The sequence below is a fragment of the Pseudoalteromonas issachenkonii genome (assembly GCF_002310795.1).
Taxonomy (GTDB): Bacteria; Pseudomonadota; Gammaproteobacteria; order Enterobacterales; family Alteromonadaceae; genus Pseudoalteromonas; species Pseudoalteromonas tetraodonis.
Map to the genome: position 1 here is coordinate 1,354,160 of NZ_CP011030.1, position 21,446 is coordinate 1,375,605.

General features: G+C 40.4%; 21 protein-coding genes. 17 read left to right on the forward strand and 4 right to left on the reverse strand.

Annotation, left to right across the window (positions count from 1 at the left end):
* The 13 genes from rpmF (at nt 1) to PISS_RS06325 (ending at nt 11,351) form a co-directional block, all read left to right on the forward strand.
* Nucleotides 1-171 (forward strand): 50S ribosomal protein L32, encoded by a 171-nt coding sequence (gene rpmF, locus PISS_RS06265; RefSeq protein ID WP_008109865.1) that lies wholly within the window; start codon nt 1-3, stop codon nt 169-171.
* A gap of 12 nt (nt 172-183) precedes the next feature.
* Nucleotides 184-1,224 carry a phosphate acyltransferase PlsX gene (plsX, locus tag PISS_RS06270; protein ID WP_058154459.1) on the forward strand — a complete coding sequence of 347 codons (1,041 nt, stop codon included), beginning with the start codon at nt 184-186 and terminating at the stop codon, nt 1,222-1,224.
* Nucleotides 1,225-1,277: 53 nt separating this feature from the next.
* Nucleotides 1,278-2,204 (forward strand): ACP S-malonyltransferase, encoded by a 927-nt coding sequence (gene fabD, locus PISS_RS06275; protein WP_036956225.1) that lies wholly within the window; start codon nt 1,278-1,280, stop codon nt 2,202-2,204.
* Nucleotides 2,205-2,215: 11 nt separating this feature from the next.
* Nucleotides 2,216-2,962 (forward strand): 3-oxoacyl-ACP reductase FabG, encoded by a 747-nt coding sequence (fabG, locus tag PISS_RS06280; RefSeq protein WP_013464697.1) that lies wholly within the window; start codon nt 2,216-2,218, stop codon nt 2,960-2,962.
* Nucleotides 2,963-3,212: 250 nt separating this feature from the next.
* A complete protein-coding gene (gene acpP / locus PISS_RS06285; RefSeq protein WP_008109873.1) occupies nt 3,213-3,449 on the forward strand; it encodes an acyl carrier protein in 237 nt (78 codons plus the stop codon).
* A 269-nt stretch (nt 3,450-3,718) separates the two neighbouring features.
* Nucleotides 3,719-4,957, forward strand: coding sequence for a beta-ketoacyl-ACP synthase II (fabF, locus tag PISS_RS06290; protein WP_008109876.1), 1,239 nt, complete (start codon nt 3,719-3,721; stop codon nt 4,955-4,957).
* Nucleotides 4,958-5,025: 68 nt separating this feature from the next.
* On the forward strand, nt 5,026-5,817 hold the full coding sequence (pabC, locus tag PISS_RS06295; RefSeq protein WP_058154460.1) for an aminodeoxychorismate lyase: 792 nt from the start codon (nt 5,026-5,028) through the stop codon (nt 5,815-5,817).
* Nucleotides 5,817-6,803, forward strand: a complete 987-nt coding sequence (mltG, locus tag PISS_RS06300; RefSeq protein ID WP_016899837.1) for an endolytic transglycosylase MltG — start codon at nt 5,817-5,819, stop codon at nt 6,801-6,803. Before pabC ends, mltG begins: the two co-directional genes overlap by 1 nt.
* A gap of 5 nt (nt 6,804-6,808) precedes the next feature.
* Nucleotides 6,809-7,435 carry a dTMP kinase gene (gene tmk / locus PISS_RS06305; protein WP_016899838.1) on the forward strand — a complete coding sequence of 209 codons (627 nt, stop codon included), beginning with the start codon at nt 6,809-6,811 and terminating at the stop codon, nt 7,433-7,435.
* Between the two features lies 1 nt (nt 7,436).
* A complete protein-coding gene (locus tag PISS_RS06310; RefSeq protein WP_013464701.1) occupies nt 7,437-8,351 on the forward strand; it encodes a DNA polymerase III subunit in 915 nt (304 codons plus the stop codon).
* Between the two features lie 12 nt (nt 8,352-8,363).
* Complete coding sequence (locus PISS_RS06315) at nt 8,364-8,690, forward strand: PilZ domain-containing protein (RefSeq protein WP_008109887.1); 327 nt, start codon at nt 8,364-8,366, stop codon at nt 8,688-8,690.
* A 17-nt stretch (nt 8,691-8,707) separates the two neighbouring features.
* On the forward strand, nt 8,708-9,487 hold the full coding sequence (locus PISS_RS06320) for a TatD family hydrolase (RefSeq protein ID WP_058154461.1): 780 nt from the start codon (nt 8,708-8,710) through the stop codon (nt 9,485-9,487).
* Between the two features lie 4 nt (nt 9,488-9,491).
* Nucleotides 9,492-11,351 (forward strand): alkaline phosphatase D family protein, encoded by a 1,860-nt coding sequence (locus tag PISS_RS06325; RefSeq protein WP_058154462.1) that lies wholly within the window; start codon nt 9,492-9,494, stop codon nt 11,349-11,351.
* Between the two features lie 601 nt (nt 11,352-11,952).
* On the opposite strand, the gene PISS_RS06330 is transcribed toward PISS_RS06325, so the two are convergent.
* From PISS_RS06330 to PISS_RS06345, 4 genes are all read right to left on the reverse strand, one after another.
* Nucleotides 11,953-13,275, reverse strand: a complete 1,323-nt coding sequence (locus PISS_RS06330) for an O-antigen ligase family protein (RefSeq protein ID WP_028835750.1) — start codon at nt 13,273-13,275, stop codon at nt 11,953-11,955.
* A 64-nt stretch (nt 13,276-13,339) separates the two neighbouring features.
* Nucleotides 13,340-13,885, reverse strand: a complete 546-nt coding sequence (locus PISS_RS06335; RefSeq protein ID WP_058154463.1) for a hypothetical protein — start codon at nt 13,883-13,885, stop codon at nt 13,340-13,342.
* Nucleotides 13,886-13,906: 21 nt separating this feature from the next.
* Nucleotides 13,907-15,913 (reverse strand): bifunctional diguanylate cyclase/phosphodiesterase, encoded by a 2,007-nt coding sequence (locus PISS_RS06340; protein WP_058154464.1) that lies wholly within the window; start codon nt 15,911-15,913, stop codon nt 13,907-13,909.
* A complete protein-coding gene (locus PISS_RS06345) occupies nt 15,897-16,595 on the reverse strand; it encodes a transglutaminase-like cysteine peptidase (protein ID WP_058155475.1) in 699 nt (232 codons plus the stop codon). Before PISS_RS06345 ends, PISS_RS06340 begins: the two co-directional genes overlap by 17 nt.
* A gap of 262 nt (nt 16,596-16,857) precedes the next feature.
* Here PISS_RS06345 and galU point away from each other — a divergent pair, with 262 nt between their 5' ends.
* From galU to PISS_RS06365, 4 genes are read left to right on the forward strand one after another with little or no spacing between them, the layout of a single operon-like run.
* Nucleotides 16,858-17,754, forward strand: a complete 897-nt coding sequence (galU, locus tag PISS_RS06350) for a UTP--glucose-1-phosphate uridylyltransferase GalU (protein ID WP_058154465.1) — start codon at nt 16,858-16,860, stop codon at nt 17,752-17,754.
* A 39-nt stretch (nt 17,755-17,793) separates the two neighbouring features.
* A complete protein-coding gene (gene wecB / locus PISS_RS06355) occupies nt 17,794-18,927 on the forward strand; it encodes a non-hydrolyzing UDP-N-acetylglucosamine 2-epimerase (RefSeq protein ID WP_058154466.1) in 1,134 nt (377 codons plus the stop codon).
* Nucleotides 18,928-18,960: 33 nt separating this feature from the next.
* Entirely contained in the window at nt 18,961-20,211 is a 1,251-nt protein-coding gene (gene wecC, locus PISS_RS06360; RefSeq protein WP_058154467.1) for a UDP-N-acetyl-D-mannosamine dehydrogenase, read from the forward strand.
* Nucleotides 20,212-20,264: 53 nt separating this feature from the next.
* Complete coding sequence (locus tag PISS_RS06365; protein ID WP_058154468.1) at nt 20,265-21,413, forward strand: VpsD family glycosyltransferase; 1,149 nt, start codon at nt 20,265-20,267, stop codon at nt 21,411-21,413.
* The last annotated feature ends 33 nt before the right edge of the window (nt 21,414-21,446 follow it).

Sequence of the window (21,446 nt, forward strand, 5' to 3'; positions counted from 1 at the left end):
ATGGCTGTACAAAAAAGCAAAAAGTCTCGTGCAAGACGCGGCATGCGCCGTTCACACGATGCGATCAGTGGTCCAACTTTAACTGTAGACCAAACATCTGGTGAGACTCATCGTCGTCACCATGTGACTGCAGATGGTTACTACAAAGGCGTTCAAGTAATTTCTAACTAAGAGATTGCTTATATGCTGACCAATCTAACCATAGCGTTAGATATGATGGGGGGCGATTATGGCCCCCGTTCATCTATCCCCGCAGCCGTTTCCGCGGTAAATGCTAATGCCAACTTAAAACTCATTTTATGTGGCAACGAGCAAGTAATAGCTAAACAATTAGAATCACTCGATTCACTTTCTCATCCCAGATTAATAATTCGCCATTGTAATGACGTTGTCACCAATGCCTGCGAACCCGCTGTTGCTATACGCTCAAAAAAAGATTCCTCAATGCGTGTTGCCCTTGATTTAGTTAAATCGGGTGAAGCGCAAGCCTGTGTTAGCTCTGGCAATACAGGGGCGCTATTTTTTATGGCGCATTACGTATTAAAAATGCTTCCAGGAGTGAAACGTCCCGCACTCATATCGGCTGTACCGACTGAACGAAAAAATCCTGTTTACTTACTCGATTTAGGTGCCAATGTGCACTGTGATGCGCAAATGCTGTATCAATTTGGCATTATGGGTTCGGTAGTGGCAGGACAAGCACTCGGGTGTGATAACCCAAAAGTCAGTTTATTAAATATTGGCGCCGAAGACATTAAAGGTCACGACGAAATTAAGCAAGCCGCGCAGTTAATGCAGCAATGCGAGCTGATTAATTATATTGGGTATAGCGAAGGTAGCGATATTTTTTCTGGCAAAGCCGATGTTATCGTCTGTGAAGGGTTTGTCGGTAACGTAGCACTTAAAACCTGCGAAGGCATCGCCAAACTTATCATGAAAAAATTCACTCGCGCTCTCGAAAAACACGTTGTTTATAAGTGCATGGCGTTTATGTTGGCGCCAATCATAAAAAAACTCTATAAAAGAGTGAACCCCGACCAGTATAACGGCGCTTCTCTGGTAGGATTGCGCGGTATTGTTGTTAAAAGCCATGGAAATGCCTCAGCTAAAGCATTTCATGCCGCAATCGACGAAGCAGTGAAAGAAGTAGAACGTCAACTTCCGGATAAAATTGCTGCTATCTTCGAAAAAACACATTCTAAAGACACGGTGGCCAATCAGTAAATTGATGTGCCGTGTTATACATTATTTATTTTGTTTAATTAAAAGAGCAAACTATGGCACAAAAAATTGCACTTCTTTTTCCAGGTCAAGGCTCGCAAACTGTGGGTATGTTAAACGAGCTACTTGAAAGCTCAGACATAGTAAAAGCCACATTTGCAGAAGCATCAACCGCACTAGGATACGACCTAGCAGATCTCGTTCTTAACGGTCCAGAAGAAAAACTAAATCAAACTCACCGTACTCAACCTGCTTTATTAACAGCAAGCGTTGCTATTTACCGTCATTGGTTAGCAGCAAATCCAGATGCAGACGTTGTCATGGCAGGGCATAGCTTAGGCGAATACTCAGCACTAGTATGTAGCGATGTGATCAGCCTAAGTGAAGCCGTAAAACTGGTTGAAAACCGTGGTTTATACATGCAAGAAGCCGTCCCTGCGGGTGTGGGTTCTATGGCCGCTATTATTGGTTTAGGTGATGACGAAATTAAAGCGGCATGTGAAGCGTCTGCACAAGGTGAGGTTGTTTCACCGGTTAATTACAACTCGCCAGGCCAAGTGGTTATTGCCGGTCATAAAGATGCAGTAGATAGAGCATCAGTAGCTTGTAAAGAAGCCGGCGCAAAACGTGCGCTACCATTATCGGTCAGCGTACCGTCGCATTGTGAACTTATGAAACCTGCGGCTGAAAAATTAGCCGCCGATTTAGCGGCTTTAACATTTAATTCACCTAAGTGTGATGTAATTAATAATGTTGATGTAAAAGCTGAAGGTTCAGCCGATGCAATTAAAGACGCATTAGTACGTCAGTTATACAGCCCAGTTCGTTGGACTGAAACAGTGCAAGCATTAGTTGCACAAGGCGTAACGCAAAGTTATGAATTTGGCCCTGGTAAAGTATTAACAGGACTTGCAAAACGCATTGATAAAGCGATGGTGTGTGGCTCAGTTAACGACCTTGCATCAATCGATACAGCTAAATAAGAGTATATAATATGAGTAATTTATTTTCTTTAGAGGGCAAAGTTGTCCTGATCACCGGCGCTAGCCGTGGTATTGGTAAAGCGATTGCAAACACCTTAGTGGCACAAGGCGCAAAGGTAGCTGGCACAGCGACAAGCGAGTCAGGTGCGGCTAAAATTAGCGAATACTTAGGTGATAACGGTAAGGGTTATGCACTTAACGTCACCGATCCTGCGTCAATTGAGGCAACATTAGCGGCAATTAAAGCCGATTTAGGTGATATTGATGTTTTAGTGAATAATGCCGGTATTACGCGCGATAATTTATTAATGCGCATGAAAGAGAGTGAGTGGGACGATATTATCGACACCAACTTAAGCTCTATTTTCCGTTTATCTAAAGCGGTACTTCGCCCAATGATGAAGAAAAAGAACGGCCGTATTATCAATATTGGCTCAGTAGTGGGCACTATGGGTAACGCTGGCCAAGCGAACTACGCGGCAGCTAAAGCGGGTGTTATCGGTTTTTCTAAATCATTAGCGCGTGAAGTTGCTTCTCGTGGTATTACTGTTAACGTGGTTGCACCGGGATTCATCCAAACAGACATGACGGATGATTTGACAGATGAGCAAAAAGCAGCAACGCTTGCAAACGTACCTGCGGGTCGTTTAGGCCAGCCAGATGAGATTGCAGCAGCTGTGTGTTATTTAGCATCTGACGCCGCTGCGTACGTATCAGGTGAAACTTTGCATGTAAATGGTGCGATGTACATGGTTTAGCTTCGCAATGCGAAATAGTTAAACCACAAATTACCAATGAGTTTGCTAAAAAATATTGAATTTTTCGCAAACTTGCTTTAAACATACTTGAAATCGCTGTGAAAATAAGCGATAAAAGATAAAATAAACACTCAAGAGGTTTGACCAGCAAATTATTTATGGTCAAAAGATTGAATCAGAGAATTATCGGACGTAAACTACGCCGCAATCTGAAAATAACGCATTGGCGTTTTTAATAAAGGAAAGAAGAATGAGCGATATCCAAGAACGCGTAAAGAAAATTATCATCGAACAGCTAGGTGTTAAAGAAGAAGAAGTTAAAAACGAAGCTTCATTCGTTGATGACCTAGGTGCAGACTCTCTTGATACTGTTGAATTAGTAATGGCTCTTGAAGAAGAGTTCGACACTGAGATCCCAGATGAAGAAGCTGAAAAGATCACTACAGTACAATCTGCAATCGATTACGTTACAGCTCACGCTGAGTAATTAATCGCAAATTAAGGGCAGCATCCGCTGCCTTTAATCTTTATATCCAAACCACCTCAAAGTACATGATTCAATTCCAAACCCTCACCTATCATCAGCAATTAAGTTGTTATTGCTCAGCGTTGGTTATTGGTTTGAGACTCGCACTTTGAGGTAGCTTGGGTATGATCATCCCCAATACTAATAACATAACTAGCAACAGCGTTAACGCTGAAATAAACTGAGCTAAGTTAATTGGTATAATAATAATTCCTTATTGGAGGCAAACCGTGGCTAAACGTCGTGTCGTCGTAACTGGCTTAGGAATGTTGACGCCGCTAGGCAATGATGTGCAATCAACCTGGCAAGGCTTATTAGATGGTAAAAGTGGTATTCAAAATATTACCCACTTTGATACATCAAAATTTGGTACTCACTTCGCTGGTTTAATCAATGATTTTGATGCATCGGCTTATATGTCGCCAAAAGATGCTAAAAAAATGGATTTATTTATCCAGTATGGCATTGCAGCGGGTGTTCAAGCTTTTCAAGATTCAGGCCTCGAAGTAACAGAGCAAAACGCAACCCGTATTGGTGTAGCGGTAGGTTCAGGCATTGGTGGCTTAACCCTAATCGAAGAAAACCACATTAAATTACTAAACAGCGGTCCACGAAAGTTATCGCCGTTTTATGTACCGTCTACCATTATTAATATGATCTCGGGTCACTTATCAATAATGCACGGTTTGCGTGGTCCTAATATTTCAATTGTAACCGCATGTACCACAGGTCTGCATAATATTGGCCATGCAGCGCGAATGATTGCCTACGGCGATGCCGATGCAATGGTTGCTGGTGGCGCAGAAAAAGCGTGTACGCCAATTGGTATGGGTGGCTTTAATGCCGCACGTGCGCTTTCAACGCGTAACGACGACCCACAAGCAGCGTCTCGTCCGTGGGATAAAGACCGTGATGGCTTTGTGCTTTCTGATGGCGCTGGTGTAGTAGTTGTTGAAGAATACGAACACGCTAAAGCACGTGGCGCTAAAATTTATGCAGAGCTTGTTGGCTTTGGCATGAGTGGCGATGCCTACCACATGACCTCGCCACCAGAAGACGGCGCAGGTGCAGCACTGGCTATGGAAAACGCATTAAACGATGCGCAAGTAAATGCAGAGCAAGTTGGCTACATTAACGCACACGGTACGTCTACTCACGCGGGTGACAAAGCCGAAACCTCAGCGGTTAAAACCATTTTTGGTGATTCAGCGAAAGATGTGATGGTAAGCTCATCTAAATCGATGATGGGTCATTTACTAGGTGCAGCGGGCTCTGTTGAGTCGATAGTGTCTATCTTATCGTTGACCGAGCAAAAAGTAACACCCACAATTAACCTAGACAACCCAGATGAAGGGTGTGATTTAGATTACGTACCGCACACAGCGCGAGACGCCAAACTTGATTACGCTTTATGTAACTCATTTGGTTTTGGTGGTACTAATGGCTCGTTACTGTTTAAAAAGGTATAATCTTTTTTAACAACGAACGACAATAAGAACCCAGTTGTTTAACTGGGTTTTTTTATGTGTAAAAAAATATGCAAACAATAATAACAGCAAGTGAAACCAGTAGCATAAGTACCCGCGATAGGGGCTTAAACTATGGCGATGGTTTTTTTACAACCGCAATTGTTACTCATGGACAGGTTGAGCATTGGGTATATCATAAAGCGCGTTTAATTGAATGTGCGCAGCGTTTAGGGTTTCCAGCGCTTGAGTTTAAAGCACTTGAGTCGCACATTACTCAGCAAATAGCATCACAGGTTCAAGCGGTTCTTAAAATAGTGGTAACACGAGGTGAGGGCGGGCGAGGCTATGCGCCACCAAGCGAATGTAATTTAAACATTATTGTTAGTGTTTTACCTTATCCAGCGCATTATCACAGCTTACACGAGACAGGAATTAGTTTAGCTATTAGCCCAATTAAACTGGCTTTACAGCCTCATTTAGCTGGGCTTAAAACCCTAAATAGGCTTGAGCAAGTATTGATTAAAAATGCCCTACAAGCCGAGCAAAGTGATGATGCACTTGTACTTGACTACAACAACAATGTAATTGAAACCTCAGCGGCTAATATTTTTGCAATAAAAAATAATAAAGTAATTAGCCCCAGGCTTGATGAGTGCGGCATTAAAGGTGTTTTTCTGCAATCTTTATGTGATAAATTAGCAATTGAATTTAAAACTATCAGCGTTGATGAGCTTACCCAAGCAGACGCGGTATTTGTATGTAATAGTTTAATGAAAATTGTGCCGGTAAAAAGCATAGGCGAGCACTGTTTTGATATTGCTCACAGTCAGTCATTACTAACAGTAGCCAAGGAGGCTTAGTGTTAAAAGTTATAGTATCAGTATTATTGCTGGCTTTTTTTAGCTCAGTGATTGGCTATCAGCAATTACAGGCAACCATTCAAACGCCATTACAGATAGCCGATAACACCCAATTTGAAGTTAAAAAAGGCACCGGCTTTAATAAGTTGTGCCGTCAATGGCAGCAGCAACAGTGGGTAGAAGACTGTTGGCGTTTTCAAATATTAGCCAAGCTCGACCCAACCTTGACCGATTTAAAAGCAGGTTTGTACGAATTAAGCTCAGATAGCGTGCTTAATAACATCAAAAAAATTAACCAAGGTCAGCAAATTAGCTTTAGCTTTACCATTATTGAAGGCCAAGCACTTAGAGATGTTTTAAATACTCTGAGTACTTCTACACACTTACAAAACGATTTAAAACTTGAGCAACTTGGCGAGCAAATAATAGGTAAGCAAACCCATCTAGAAGGGTGGTTATTCCCCGATACCTATCATTACCATAGCAATGATACTGCCAGCAGTTTACTAAAACGTGCTGCGCAAAAAATGCAGCAAACGTTAGCTGATGCTTGGCAGCAACGGGCAAGTGATTTACCTTACGATACCGCCTATGAAGCACTGATCATGGCCTCTATTATCGAAAAAGAAACCGCGCTTGCCAGTGAGCGTCCGTTAATTGCATCGGCGTTTATAAATAGATTAAATACCAATATGCGCTTACAAACCGATCCAACCGTAATATATGGGCTAGGCGAAGATTTTGACGGTGATATTAAACGTAAAGACTTGAGAAATTACACACCGTATAATACTTATCGTATTAACGGATTACCGCCCACGCCAATTGCCATGCCATCCAAAGAAGCGATTTTAGCCGCAGTAAACCCGCCTAAAAGCGAGTATGTTTACTTTGTAGCAAAAGGCGATGGCAGCCATCAGTTTTCAACCACATTAAAGCAACATAATGCGGCGGTTAACCGGTATATTTTAAATAAAAAGAATTAGTGTTTATGAAACCAAAATTTATAGTTATAGAAGGCCTAGAGGGCGCGGGTAAATCAACCGCTATTGCCCTGTGCCAAGACTTTTTAAACCATCATCATATTGATTTTATTAATGTGCGTGAACCCGGTGGCACACCACTGGCTGAATCGTTGCGTACCTTAGTAAAAGCAGAGCATCAAGAAGAAATCGCCTTTGAAACTGAGCTACTTATTATGTACGCAGCTCGCTCACAGCTAATGCACAATGTAATAAACCCAGCACTGGAACAAGGGCAATGGGTATTGGCTGATCGTCACGACTTATCGTCACAGGCGTATCAAGGCGGTGGACGCGGAATTAGTGCAAACACGTTAGCGTCGTTATCCTCTATGGTGTTAAAAGGATTAAAACCCGATTTAACCATTTACCTTGATATTGATCCTGTTATTGGTCTTGAACGGGCAAAAGGGCGGGGTGAACTCGATAGAATTGAACAAGAAGCCATTGAGTTTTTTCAGCGCACCCGTATGCGTTACATAGAACTGGCAAACGATGATGAAAGCATTAAAACCGTTGATGCTAACCAAAGTATTGATAAAGTACACCGTGATATTACCAATGTACTGCGCACATTTTTTTCAGGATTAAAATAATATGGCATTGCCATGGCTTAACGATGTAGAGCAACGCTTAGCTCAAAGCTATAAAGCGCAGCGCTTTCATCACGCGCAGCTATTTTGCGGGCCTATTGGGGTAGGCAAGTTTGAGCTAAGCGATCAATTAGCTAACAGTTTGTTATGTCATAATACACAATCGCAGTTAAGCGCACCTAATAGCGTGTTAACGCCGTGTGGGCAGTGTAAAAGCTGCTCGTTAAACCTAGCTGGGACGCACCCAGATAAACGCGTTACTCAAGTGGAAGGGCAAAGCATAGGTGTAGACGACATTCGCGGCATAAGCGATTTTATGCACCAGTCGGCGGCGCAAAATGGCAACAAAGTGGCGATTATTGAAAACTGCGAAAAAATGACAACGGCGGCAGCAAATGCATTATTAAAAACCTTAGAAGAGCCAAGTAACAGCCGGTTTTTAATTCTTACAACCAGCCAAGTGGCACAATTACCAGCGACTATTTTAAGCCGCTGTGCTAAAACTGAGGTCAAAGTAACCAATAGCCAGCTAGCACAGCAGTGGCTAAGCTCTTTAGATGTGCCTAACTACCCATGGTTATCATTGTTTTACAGTCAACCCCTGCAAGTAAAGCAGTGGCAACAGCAAAATCAGCTAGAAAGCATTGATACACTCTATAAATTTGCAACTGAGTTTAAACAAAGCCATAATTTCAATGCGTTAGTCGATATAATAAATAAACAGCCTGAGCTTGTTCGTATTTTTACCTTATTTTTAAGTGAGCAGCTAAAACAGCAGCTTTTAAATGGCATGAGTTTTGAAGCCTACCAAGTTGCACAGCAAGCGCTGAATGATTTTTTACAAAATAACATACAAATTCTTGGGCTAAACTTACCGCTTGCGGTATCACGACTAGCGTATACATTACGCAACCAATAAAAAGGATTAGATATGCAAGAGCTATTAGTTGATATAGATGACCTTGACGAACTATATCGCTGCTATATGCCTTTTTTAAAAAAAGGGGGGCTATTTGTACGCACCAATATGCGTTATGAGCCTGGGTATTCACTCGCGTTACGAGTAACCTTACCTGATGCCTTAGAAGACGATGTGGTCACCGGTAAAGTCACGTGGATCACTCCGCAAGGTGCACAAAGCTCAAACCCTCCGGGGATCGGCATTAGCTTTTTAGATGATAAAACAAACCTAAACGCGAAGATCGAAAAACTGCTGGGGACTATGTTAAACTCCGGCAATCCAACTTATACCATGTAGTAAAAACAGGCCTTATTTTGATTGTAGATTCTCATTGCCATTTAGACCGTCTTGATTTTGATAAACTCGATTTAAACCTAGACCAAGTACTTGATAACGCCCGCGCAAAAAAAGTAGAACACTTTTTATGTGTGAGCGTCACACTTGATCAGTTCCCTAATATGCTAGAGCAAATTAAGCATTACGACGACGTATCAGCGTCATGTGGTGTACATCCGCTTGATCAAAAAGACGCGCTCAACAAACAGCAATTAATTGATTTAGCCTCGCACCACAAAGTAGTGGCTATTGGCGAAACCGGGCTTGACTACTATTATGCGAAAGACACTCACGCAGTGCAGCAAGCAAGCTTTGTTGGCCATATTGAAGTAGCCAACGAATTACAAAAGCCACTTATTATTCATACCCGCGACGCTCGTGCCGACAGCATTAATTTAATGCGTGAACACAAAGCAGAAAACTGCGGTGGGGTATTACATTGCTTTACCGAAGATTGGGATATGGCCAAAAAAGCCATTGATATGGGTTTTTATATTTCTATTTCAGGTATTGTAACCTTTAAAAATGCGGTAGAACTTAAAGAAGTGGTAAAACAAATCCCACTTGATCGACTGCTTATTGAAACCGACTCGCCGTATTTAGCCCCAGTACCGTACCGTGGTAAAACTAATCAGCCAGCGTATGTGGAAGACGTTGCTTACTATATTAGTGAACTAAAAGGTATTAGCTTTAACGAGTTGGCAAAGGCCACTACCGATAATTTTTATTCTTTATTTAAATTAGCAGCTAAAGGCTAACCTCATGACGACTCTCTCGGTGCAACACCCGCTGTTACTTATGGGGCCTATGGTGCGCCGAGCAGAAAAAACCACAGTTTGTATTCAGTTTGCTACCTCAAAGCAGGTAAACGGCCGTATAGAGCTAATGGGCTACGAATGCTATAGCGAACAAAACAGCGTTAGACTGGGTGAACATTTATTTTTACAGTTCATAGTTATTAAACCCATAAACAGTCAGTTCCCGCGCGACATATTACTACAATATCAGTTATTTTTTGATGACAGCCCCGTTGATTTATCAGCGTTTAGTTTTAATGATGGCGCGTTACCTGCGTTTGTGATCCCCAAAAGACTGACGCAAATATTGCATGGCTCGTGTCGCAATGCGCATCATCCCGCAAAAGACAGCCTAGTTAGTTCAAGTCAGTGGCAAGCTACTCAACGCAGTCATAATCAACAAGGGGCGCAGTTGCTATTGCTCTCGGGCGATCAAGTATATGCTGACGATGTAGCAGGGCCTATGTTATTAGCTATCCATAAACTCATCGAGCAATTAGGCATTTACAAAGAGCAAGCGCTTGCGCTGGATTTACCCGACGATATTAGCCAACAGCTTTATGGCCGCCATCATTTACTACCCACCACCTCGTGGAAAAAGCGCTCTAAATTAGGTATAGGTTACTGGTTAAAAAAAGACGAGCCGCATTTTTCTAGCATAAAAGCGTATAACCACCTTATTCATTTTGAAGAATTTGTGGCACTGTATTTACTTAATTTTAGTAGTACCGCGTGGCAATATGTTGACTTATCAAAGCTAAATTACTCAGGCGGTAACGAAAAAAGCCAAGCATTGTTTAGCACAGAAAAAGCCACACTCATTGATTACGCTAAAGGCTTAGCTGAGGTAGAGCGATTATGTGCCAATGTGTCTACCTTAATGATGTTTGACGATCACGATGTCACTGATGATTGGAACCTCACCGCCGGGTGGGAGCAAGCCATTAATCAAAACCCCAGTAGCAAGCGTATTGTAAATAATGGCTTAGCAAGCTATTGGCTGTTTCAGGGAATGGGGAACGACGCACTGCAAAAAACCGGTGCGCTACTTACTCCATTTACAACAAGTCTAGCTGGGGATAAGCAATGGCAATTCAAAGCATTTGATAAACATCTAAACGATTTTAACCATTGGCATTATGAGCTAATGACTATTCCTAAAGTGGTGGTGCTCGATACCCGAACACACCGCTGGCGTAACGAGCAGAACTTTAATGAACCCTCAGGCTTACTCGATTGGGAGCGCCTCACTGAGCTTGAAGAAAGCCTACTCAGCCATGACCAAGTCATTATTGTATCGCCCGCACCGGTGTTTGGGGTTAAATCAATAGAGGCAATTCAAGCGGTGTTTAACATGTGTGGGCAACCGCTTATGGTTGATGTAGAAAACTGGATGGCGCACGAAGGCTCAGCTAAAAAATTGCTCGACACATTTAGACGTACCGACACCCCAAATGAAACGCTGATTTTATCAGGCGACGTGCATTATTCGTTTTGTTTTTCAGTGCAAAAGCGTTTTGGCGATCACCCCAACAGAATTTGGCAGCTCACAGCTAGTGGCATTAAAAACGAGTTCCCGCGTAAGCTAATAAATGTGCTTGATAAGCTCGACTCCATTTTATATGGCCCTAAAAGTCCGCTTAACTTTTTTACCAAACGCTGGCACATGGAAGTCGACAAACACCAAACTAAAGGCAAAGGGCAAAAGTACCTAGTAAGTGATTCGGCTATTAGTTTGGTTTCCCTTAAAGGCGGTAATTTAGTCCGTTACCAGCTCATACACGGCGACGGCCACACCACCGAATTTGATTTAGAAGAGCAGTAAATTTGAACAGGCGATAGGTTTTAGGTGCTAGGTATCAGGTCGATATTATTGCCGACTTGTAGCAGCGACTTCATGTCGCGGCATTCTTTGATGTCGTGAGCGACGGGCGACGGGCAACGAGCGACGAGCTTCGAGTTGCGGGCTAAATAACTAAAAGCGCAGCGTCTCTTAGCTCTCTTTGTTCATCATTCACTTAGGTCTAATTGAACTGAGAGAAGAGAATAAGAAGTAAATGAGAAAATAAAGCCACTAACCCAAGTGATTAATTGTTTTGTTATTGCCTCTAAAAGCGCAGCGACTCCTAGCCCTCTTTGTGAATCATTTATTTAGATGATTATTGAACTGAGAGAAGATAATGAGGAGTAAATGAGAAGGTCAAACAGATGTAGAGTACAGCTCGTAACCCGCCCCCCGCAGCCCGATAATTTGAACCTTTAACCTCTAGAAGCGTCTCTTAACCTTCGTTGTGAATAATTTCTTTGCGCGGCATAAAGCACCGCCTACAATAACCTAGATGTTAATCTTATTCGTAGGCGGGAGTTTACCTCGCGCATGTTTTAGGTGTTAGGAATTAGGCTCGTAACCCGCTCCCCGCAGCCCGTTAACTTTCGCTGCGTCGTTTTTTAATCCGCTTTGGTGCCGGTAACTTATTGGTTAATAAAGCTAAACATAACACTACTATAAACAACATAGAATTAGCCCCCGCCTGTAGCGAATAATCAACCGACGAATGCAGCATCATTGCCACAATAGCTGTAGCACAACCAAACGCCACACCCTGATAAAGCGCCGTTTTACGTGTTCTCATAGTATTAATACATAACCATAAACAATAAACCACTAACAGCCCCAATAACGCCGTTGCAGGAATACCCAGCTCAACTGCAAATTGTACATAATCGTTATGCGCATTGTCGTAATAACCAGAGTAGGGCTCAGACTGATACGCGGGAAACGCAGTGTAAAAAGTACCGCCGCCCGAGCCTAACAACGGGTTATCTAAAATCAGCGGGATTGAGTCGCGTACAACTTCATCGCGAGTTTCCGATTGTAAACTGGTTTCGCTAATACGTTGTTTTACCTTTTCTACATCGAAAATGGCACCAATGATGATTAAATCGATAATGAAAAAGCTCACAATCAGCAATTTAAATGCTTTAGGCTTTTGCTTATAAACAAACAGCGCCAGTAAGCTCACTATAATTAAGGCGATAAAAAAAGCCGAATTACCCATGCGACTACGGGTTAAAATAAGCGCCACAATTATAATAATTAGCGATATACGCAAAATTATTTTAGAGCTTAATATAATCTCAGCCCAAGCACGTAAGGTTTGTTTTAAAGTAGGCTTGTAGCCGTTGTTAGTGCGTTTTAGTTCGCTAATTAAAACACCAATGCCTAAGCATAAGCACAGCGCTAAATAGTTAGCTAAAAAGTTAGAATAGGTAAAAGTACCAATTGCTCTGTCGGTGTGTTTGTAGCCAAATAAAGGGCTAACAATATCGGGCGATAAGTTTAAGTAACTAGCATACAAAGCCTGAAAAACACCGGCGCAAATGACGGCGTAAATTAATTTTTTAATACGATTTACATTATTACAGTAATTAAATATTAACCAGCTCAACATTATTAAAAAGCTGGTTTTTAATAACATTTGTTTGGTTTGAAAAGCATCAACACTCACGCCAAATAACTGAACCGCGCACACCAAAGCAACAATGCCTAAGGCAGTAAATAACGGCCAAGTATATCGAGGAGGTAAGAGTGCTTGCTGGTTATTTAAAACACTGTTTGCCAAGTGAGTAATAAAGGTAAAGCTAGTTAAAATACCAATAGCTAAAATTGCCCAAGGCCTGTAACTACCTAAAGGAAGGGGAAGCAAAAAAAGGATCAGACAAATAAGAAAAAATATAAAACGATTCAAAATAAACTCAAACAAAGTAAAAACGCAGCCAATTGGCTGCGTTTGAATATACTAATAGTAAAAACTAGTTACCGACTTCAGATATACCGTTATCACCGCCTGTACCACCAGAACCTGGAGGTGTTGGTAATGTTGGTAAGCTGCCTACTGGCGGAGCAGGCTGACCTGCACCAGGACCTGCAGCAGTTGCTTCAGAAGCGGTTGTTGCATCAACACCTGCGGTAATTGCTGCTAGGGTAATTGCATCAGTATCTAAACCAGCAGCCGAAAGGGCAGCTAAAAAGTCTGAAATTAATGGATTGTCTGCACCAAAACGTGCCACAACAGCAGCAACCATTGCATCTATATCAGCAGCGCCACAAGCGCCATTAAGCAGTTTTTCGTCTAGCTTGATTTTTTCTTTATTTTTACAAATACGTTTAATCGCTTCTACTAAATCTTCGCGTAATTGCTCTGGCGTAGTATCTGCTGTTACGTTATTAAGAATATCAATAATGCTATTTATGCTCACTTCTTGAACCACAGCATTATTATCCGTTTGTGCATAGGTTGGCAAAGCAGTTAGAGCAGACGCACTAGCGACTAAGCCAGCTAAAATTAATTTTTTCATTTCTCGTCCCTTGGTTGAGTACTAATTGCAAAATTTTAGCGCATCGGTGCAAAAAGTAAACTCTTTATTTACGCCATTTTCATTAGATTTAATAATTTTTGATGGTGGCAGTATTAAATTACCTTGTACCCCATCACATCCTAGGTATTCAAGTATTTCTAAAGTCTCGGTTTTTTCAATTAAACAGGCTAAAACTTTAATACCAAAGCCATGACAAATATTATTAACTGTTTGAATATAAAATTGACTTTGCGGGTTAGTTACTAAATCTTGAATGTAACTACCATCAATTTTAACGTACTCAATATCAAGACCTTGTAAATACCTAAACGACGTTAAGCTAGTACCAAAGTGCTCAATACACACATTAATACCCAGCTCTTTAATTGCATCTATATGTAAAGACGCAATATGCACGTTATAAAGCAAACCAATTTCATGTAGTTCAAACACTAAGTTTGTTTTAATTACCGGTTTAGTGTGCGAGTAAAGGGTAAGCCATTGTATAAAGTCGGCTGAATACAATGATGCTTTACTAATATTCAACGCAAACACATCATTAGGGTAGTGCTCTTTTATATCAACAAAGCTACGTATAATTTTTTTATCGAGCTCTTCGGTTAAATTTAACTTTTCAGCCATCGCGAATAAGTGGCCATTATTTACCTTTTCACCTTCATGAATAAAGTGAGCAAATACTTCAAAGTAACACTGAGAATCAGTTTTATTAGCTTGTTTAACAGGTTGCACCGAAAAACTCACTTCGCCAGCATTTATAATCGACTTAATTAAGGTACGCCATTGGTTAACACTAAATAATGACTCTTTATCGTTTTTATCAAACGTAGTGTCTTCACCTATAGTGCAACCAGTATCAAGTAGCGATAACACTTCACCTAAACTCGCTCCTTGCTCAACACCAACAATCGCTAAATTAGCGTAACCGTTTATATGTAAGCTGTTTTCTTTTTGACTTAAATTATCAATGAGGTCTAAGCGGGCTTTATTTAAAAATAAAACGTCATACGGGGCCAGTAATACAAACGTACCCCCATTAAGCCTAAATATAGTTGAATTTGGTAGCTCATCGGCAACATGCTTAAGTATTTTAGCAGCATCAAGCACATGCTGATCACCATCTTGGTAGCTTACCACTTGGTTAATATTATTTAACGAGGGTAGGGTAAGCATCATCGCAGTAATTGGCGTATCGTCAGTAATATTATTTACAACAGAATTAAAGTGGTTTTCAAACGACTTACGGTTACCCAACCCCGTTAACGAATCTATGTATACTTCTTCAGTAAGCGCTTGTGTTTGTTTGGTCAGCGAATCAAACGTACTTTGTAAGTTTATAACCATGTTATTTATGGCTTGGGTTACAGTGCGAAGCTCCCGTGCTACTGGTATTTCTTTATTTAAGGTAAAGCGTTTTCGAGTCACTAAAGTGGCTTGATCTTCTACTGCTTTTAACGGCTTAAATACTGCGCGTAAAATTAAAAATGCAATAGCCAGCGATGCTGCTAATAGCAAAAATGAGCTATATAAGCTGCGGAGTGTGTGTTGCCACAATGTAAGGTAAGATTGCCCAGTATGGCTGGTTACATCAAGTGTGCCTGCCATCATCCAACCATTGTTTATTTCAGAATGCATAGTGGGCGCACTCAGTTCAACAGCACTAATAAACCAACCTGGAACAGATTCAACGCGTTTAGGGTTTTGTAATTCAAACACTATATTATTTTGCACATCGGTAAATTTAATTTGGCTGTAATAACCAGAGTCAAAAATAGCGGTTGCCATCGTTTCGGCAATCATTAGGCTGTCGTCTTCTAAATAAGGAGATATAGAAAGCCCTAAACTGGTAGCGGTGTCTTGCGCGTGGCTGGCCATTTGCGTTTGTAAGTAATTACGAGTTGTATCCACATCGGTAATTACGCGTACACAAAATGAAATGATCGAAATTAAAATGATCAAGCCATATACTTGGGTCTTTAAACTCAATCCATATTTAAAAATTCGAGACATAACTACTAGTTCCTTTGTTGTTACCATTAGCGGGCGCAAGCTCACCTTGTTCAATTCGTTCTAGCATAGTGTTCCAAGCAGAAACTCCACGGCTATTTTTAACCTTATTACCTAACCCTTTCGATTTGGCTAACCACAAGCCTTGGCCGTTAAAACTATATATAGGCTTTAAATCGCCACGATTACTAGCAGGCACTAGTTTAGTATTAAAATTGTCGAGCACCAACGGTATTTGATTGGGTTGTTCAAAGTATATTAATACCATGTGTGGTTGATTAACGGTACGTTGGCGTACATACATAAAGCGTATTTTGTCTTCTGGAATACCTAAGGCAATTAAAGTAAAATATTTTGCAATAACATAGTCTTCACAGTCACCCATGCCCACACCTAAGCTTTCTAGTGGGGTGGCCCAGTAATCTTTTTTTTGCCAAAGATCGTCATCGGTTTTGTACTTTATATGCTTATTAAAAAAGTCATTAACTAAGTGAATTTTTTGCCACTCACTTTTATCGGCAGAGTCATCAATAAAACTCAGCCAGTTTTTTATTCGTTGATGGCCAGCATCACCGTAAAACTGTTTGGCACGGGAAATTATATCGCTATTACGCAAATGTAAAAGCATGTCTTGTGCACAAGCAAAAAAAGACACTAATATAATGATGCAAATTCCAACGCGCACAAAGCCCATCCCTAAAAAGTTAACGTAGTAATTATATTCTCATTGAAACTAAAATGATAGGTTATAAAAAAAGCACCAACCTAGCAGTTAACAACTTTGCAACATAAAACAATCAAAAAGACTGCTTTTTATATTGAGCGATTGTATAGCTTGTGTATAATAGCCGCCCATATGGATGGTAGTGCTTAAAGTCTTTGCTTAATTTGGCAAAAACATCAACAAGTGACTGCGGAACAAAAAAGTAACAATAAAAGGAATTGAAGTGAAAGTATTAAAAGCAGTCTTGCCTGTTGCAGGCTTGGGTACTCGCATGCTGCCAGCTACCAAAGCAACGCCAAAGGAAATGCTTCCACTAGTCGATAAACCTCTCATTCAATACGTTGTTAACGAAGCAGTAAAAGCCGGTATTAAAGAAATTATACTGGTTACTCATGCTTCTAAAAACGCAATAGAAAATCATTTTGATACCAGCTTTGAGCTAGAAGCTACTCTAGAAGCGCGCGTAAAACGTAGTCTGCTAGAAGAGGTGCGTTCAATAATCCCAAGAGATGTAAGTATTATATCGGTTCGTCAATCGGCGCCGTTAGGCTTAGGCCACGCAATACTTGAAACACGTCCAATCATTGGCAATAACCCTTTTGCTATTTTATTGCCCGATGTAATTATCGATCAATATAAGTCAAATCTTAAGGTTGATAACCTAGCGCAAATGATCGACCGATTTGAGCGCACCCAGCATAATCAAATTATGGTTGAGCCCGTCCCTCATGAGGAAGTGCACAACTATGGTGTGGTTGATTTAGCAGGTAAAAAAATCCAGCCTGGTGAAAATGCAGCCATTACCAACATGGTTGAAAAACCAAATAATGACGAAGCGCCAAGCAATTTAGCAATAACAGGGCGTTATGTTGTTTCGCCTGCTATTTGGGATTTACTCGAGTTTACGCCTCCAGGTGCTGGCGGCGAAATACAATTAACAGATGCATTACTACAGTTACGTCATCTTGAAACAATTGAAGCGTACCATTTAAAAGGTAAGTCGCATGATTGTGGCTCAAAACTAGGCTATATGCTCGCAAATGTAGAATACGCAATGCAATCAAACCTAATGGGTGAAGAATTTACAAAGCGCGTTAAGCAATTAATGGCAAATGCATAAAGTTATGCAAAACCGGTTAGTAAAAAATTAAGGGAAATCATGGCTATTAAAGTATTAAGTATTTTTGGTACGCGACCTGAAGCAATAAAAATGGCGCCGCTAGTTAAAGCGCTAAATGATGCAGAAGGTATTGATGCAAAAGTATGTGTTACTGCTCAGCATCGTGAAATGCTTGACCAAGTTTTAGACCTTTTTGAAATTGTACCAGAGTACGATTTGAACATTATGAAACCGGGTCAAAGCTTATACGATGTAACAACAAATATTTTGTTAGGTCTAAAACCTATTCTTGAAGAGTTTAAACCAGATTTAGTGCTTGTTCATGGCGATACCAGCACTACTTTATCTGCAAGTTTAGCGGCGTTTTATCAGCAAATTCCAGTGGGGCACGTAGAAGCAGGTTTACGAACAGGCAACTTAAGTTCACCATGGCCAGAAGAGGGTAACCGCAAGCTTACTGGTGCTATTACAAAGCTGCATTTTGCACCAACGCAAACATCGCAGCAAAACTTACTCAACGAAGCAGTAAATGCTGACGATATTCTAGTTACTGGTAACACGGTAATTGATGCATTATTACAAGTGGTTGATAAAGTAAAAACCGACACCGCTTTAATTTCAACTCTAAAAGCTAAATTTCCAGAACTCGATGAAACTAAAAAGCTTATTTTAGTTACAGGGCACCGCCGTGAGAGCTTTGGTGGCGGTTTTGAGCGAATTTGTGAGGCATTGGTCGAAATTGCAACTGCGCACCCAGATACACAAATTTTATACCCAATGCATTTAAACCCTAATGTACGCGAACCAGTAAATCGCATATTAAAAAATGTTGATAATGTGCATTTAATCGAGCCGCAAGACTACCTACCATTTGTGTACTTAATGAATCAAGCTCACATAATCGTAACCGACTCAGGTGGTGTTCAAGAAGAAGCGCCAAGCCTAGGTAAACCTGTACTTGTTATGCGTGACACCACAGAACGCCCAGAAGCGGTAGAAGCAGGTACAGTTAAACTAGTAGGTACAGATAAAGCTCGAATAGTGAATGAAGTTAATAACTTACTAACTAACGCTCAAGAATATCAGTCAATGAGCCGTGCACATAACCCTTATGGTGATGGTAAAGCGTGTGAACGCATTGTGGCTAAAATTAAACAACACTTTAAAGATTAAAATAAAGTTTAAAACTTTTTCAAGGATTTAGTAATGACAATTAAAACAGTTTCAGTTGTTGGTTTAGGCTACATAGGTTTACCCACTGCGGCGGTTATTGCATCGCGCGGTATGAAAGTAATTGGTTTAGACGTAAGCGAAAAAGCAGTTAATACCATTAATGCCGGTGAAATACACATAGTAGAGCCTGATCTCGACATAATAGTGCGTGGCGTAGTGTCTACCGGCAATTTAAGAGCCACTACAACGCCAGAAAAAGCCGACGCGTTTATGGTAGCCGTACCTACACCGTTTATTCACAGCGAAAGCGGTAACCACAGTGCCGACTTAAGCTATATTGAATCGGCTGCAAAAATGATTGCCCCAGTGCTTGAAAAAGGTAACTTAGTTATTTTAGAAAGCACCTCACCCGTAGGTGCAACAGAGCAACTAGCCGCTTGGTTAAGTGAAGCGCGCCCTGACTTAACGTTCCCACAAGATAAAGGCGATGCTGCCGACATTAATGTTGCGCATTGCCCAGAACGTGTATTACCTGGCTATGTATTACAAGAGTTAGTATCAAACGACCGCGTTATAGGTGGTATGAGCAAAGCATGTAGCGAAAAAGCCGTTAAGTTATATGAAACTTTCGTGCGCGGCGAGTGTATTATTACCAATGCCCGTACCGCTGAAATGGCTAAGTTAACCGAAAACTCATTTCGCGATGTAAACATTGCCTTTGCCAATGAATTGTCGGTCATTTGTGACAAATTAAAAATTAATGTGTGGGAGCTTATTAAGCTTGCTAATCGTCACCCGCGTGTAAATATTTTAAATCCAGGCCCTGGCGTTGGCGGCCACTGTATTGCGGTTGACCCTTGGTTTATTGTTGCAAGCTGCCCAGACGAAGCAAAAATAATTAAACAAGCACGCTTAACTAACGACGCAAAACCATTTTACGTAATTGAAAAAGTAGCAAAAGCCGCTGATGAATTTAAACGTCCAGTTATTGCATGTTTAGGCCTTTCATTTAAAGCCGATATTGACGATCTTCGTGAGAGTCCGGCATTAAATATTGTTGAAGAGTTAGCAGCAAAAAATATTGGTGAAATACTTGCGGTAGAGCCAAACATTACTGAACTGCCAGCTAACCTTGCAGATAAAAATGTTAGCTTAGTATCGCTAGAAAGCGCACTAGAGCAAGCAAACGTCGTTGTAGTATTAGTTGATCATAAACAATTTAAAGCTGCAGATAAAACAGAATTTGCATCAAAAGTTGTTATTGATACCCGCGGTATTCTTTAAAGTTTTTTACATTAATAAAGAGTTTTGAATGTATATTAATAAGAACATCAATAATGCCTAAAAAACATATCGCTTTAATTATGCCCCTTTCTACTTATGACTGGGGTAGTTTAAATTGTGGTGGAATAGACAGTGTATGCCAAATGCTTGCGGAATATATGGTTAACCATGATGACGCTAACTTTAGGTTCACCATTATTGGGCTAGATCCACAAAGTAAAACACCTTTCACCGGGGATGTTATTCATTTATCGGGTAATGTTGATTTTATCTGGCTACCTGCATCAAGTAAACAAACAGGCTTTAAAATTCCGGGTATTATATGGCAAAATTGGCATGTACGAAAATTATTAAAGATCTTAAACCCTGATTTAGTTCATACTCATCTTTGGAGTTTTTTAATAGGGAGTGGTTTTAAAGGTAAAACATTAGTCACTGTTCACAGCTATAAAAAGATTGCTCGTCGAAATGTTGGTTTTGTTAATAATTTTTTATATGAAAAAGTAATCCCAATAATAATAAAAAAAAGAAATGATAACATTGTTGTTGTGGGCAAAAAGTTACAAAGTGCAATTTTTGCAGAGGGTTTTAAATCTGAAGTGGTAAATAACCCAATAGACCAAGAGTATTTTGAAGCTAATTATGTCAAGCATCAACGAAAAGAAATAAAACTGGTTACTTGTGCGTTATTAACACCAAGGAAAAAAATTGAAGACTCCATTGCTCTACTGGCTAAGTTAGTTAATGGTGGTTTTGATTCTTCATTAACTATAATTGGCCCTGCCGCAGATAAAGAATATACAGAGCAGTTAAAAAAACAGATAACTTCTTTAGGCCTAGAAAAAAATGTTTATTTTTTAGGTAAGTTAAATAAAACTCAAAGTGTGCAGCAATATATTGATGCCGACTTAGGTGTTTTTACTTCTAGTGAAGAGACTTTTGGCTTAGTACCTCTAGAGATGTTAGCTGTTGGCTTACCTTTAATATCAACAGAGGTAGGTATTCTTGAAGATAGAAAAACCTTTTTTGATAAAATGGGGGTTTTATACCTGTCGGACTCGATAACACCTGATTGTATTACTAATTTGATCAACACTCACAATGTTAATAAATCTAAAAAAACACTTGAGAAAACCTTTAATATCGTATCTGTTTTTAAGAAATATATTTATCTCTATTTAAAAATTATAGATGAAGTATAAAAATGATTAGAACTATACTTAAGCAGCCACTCG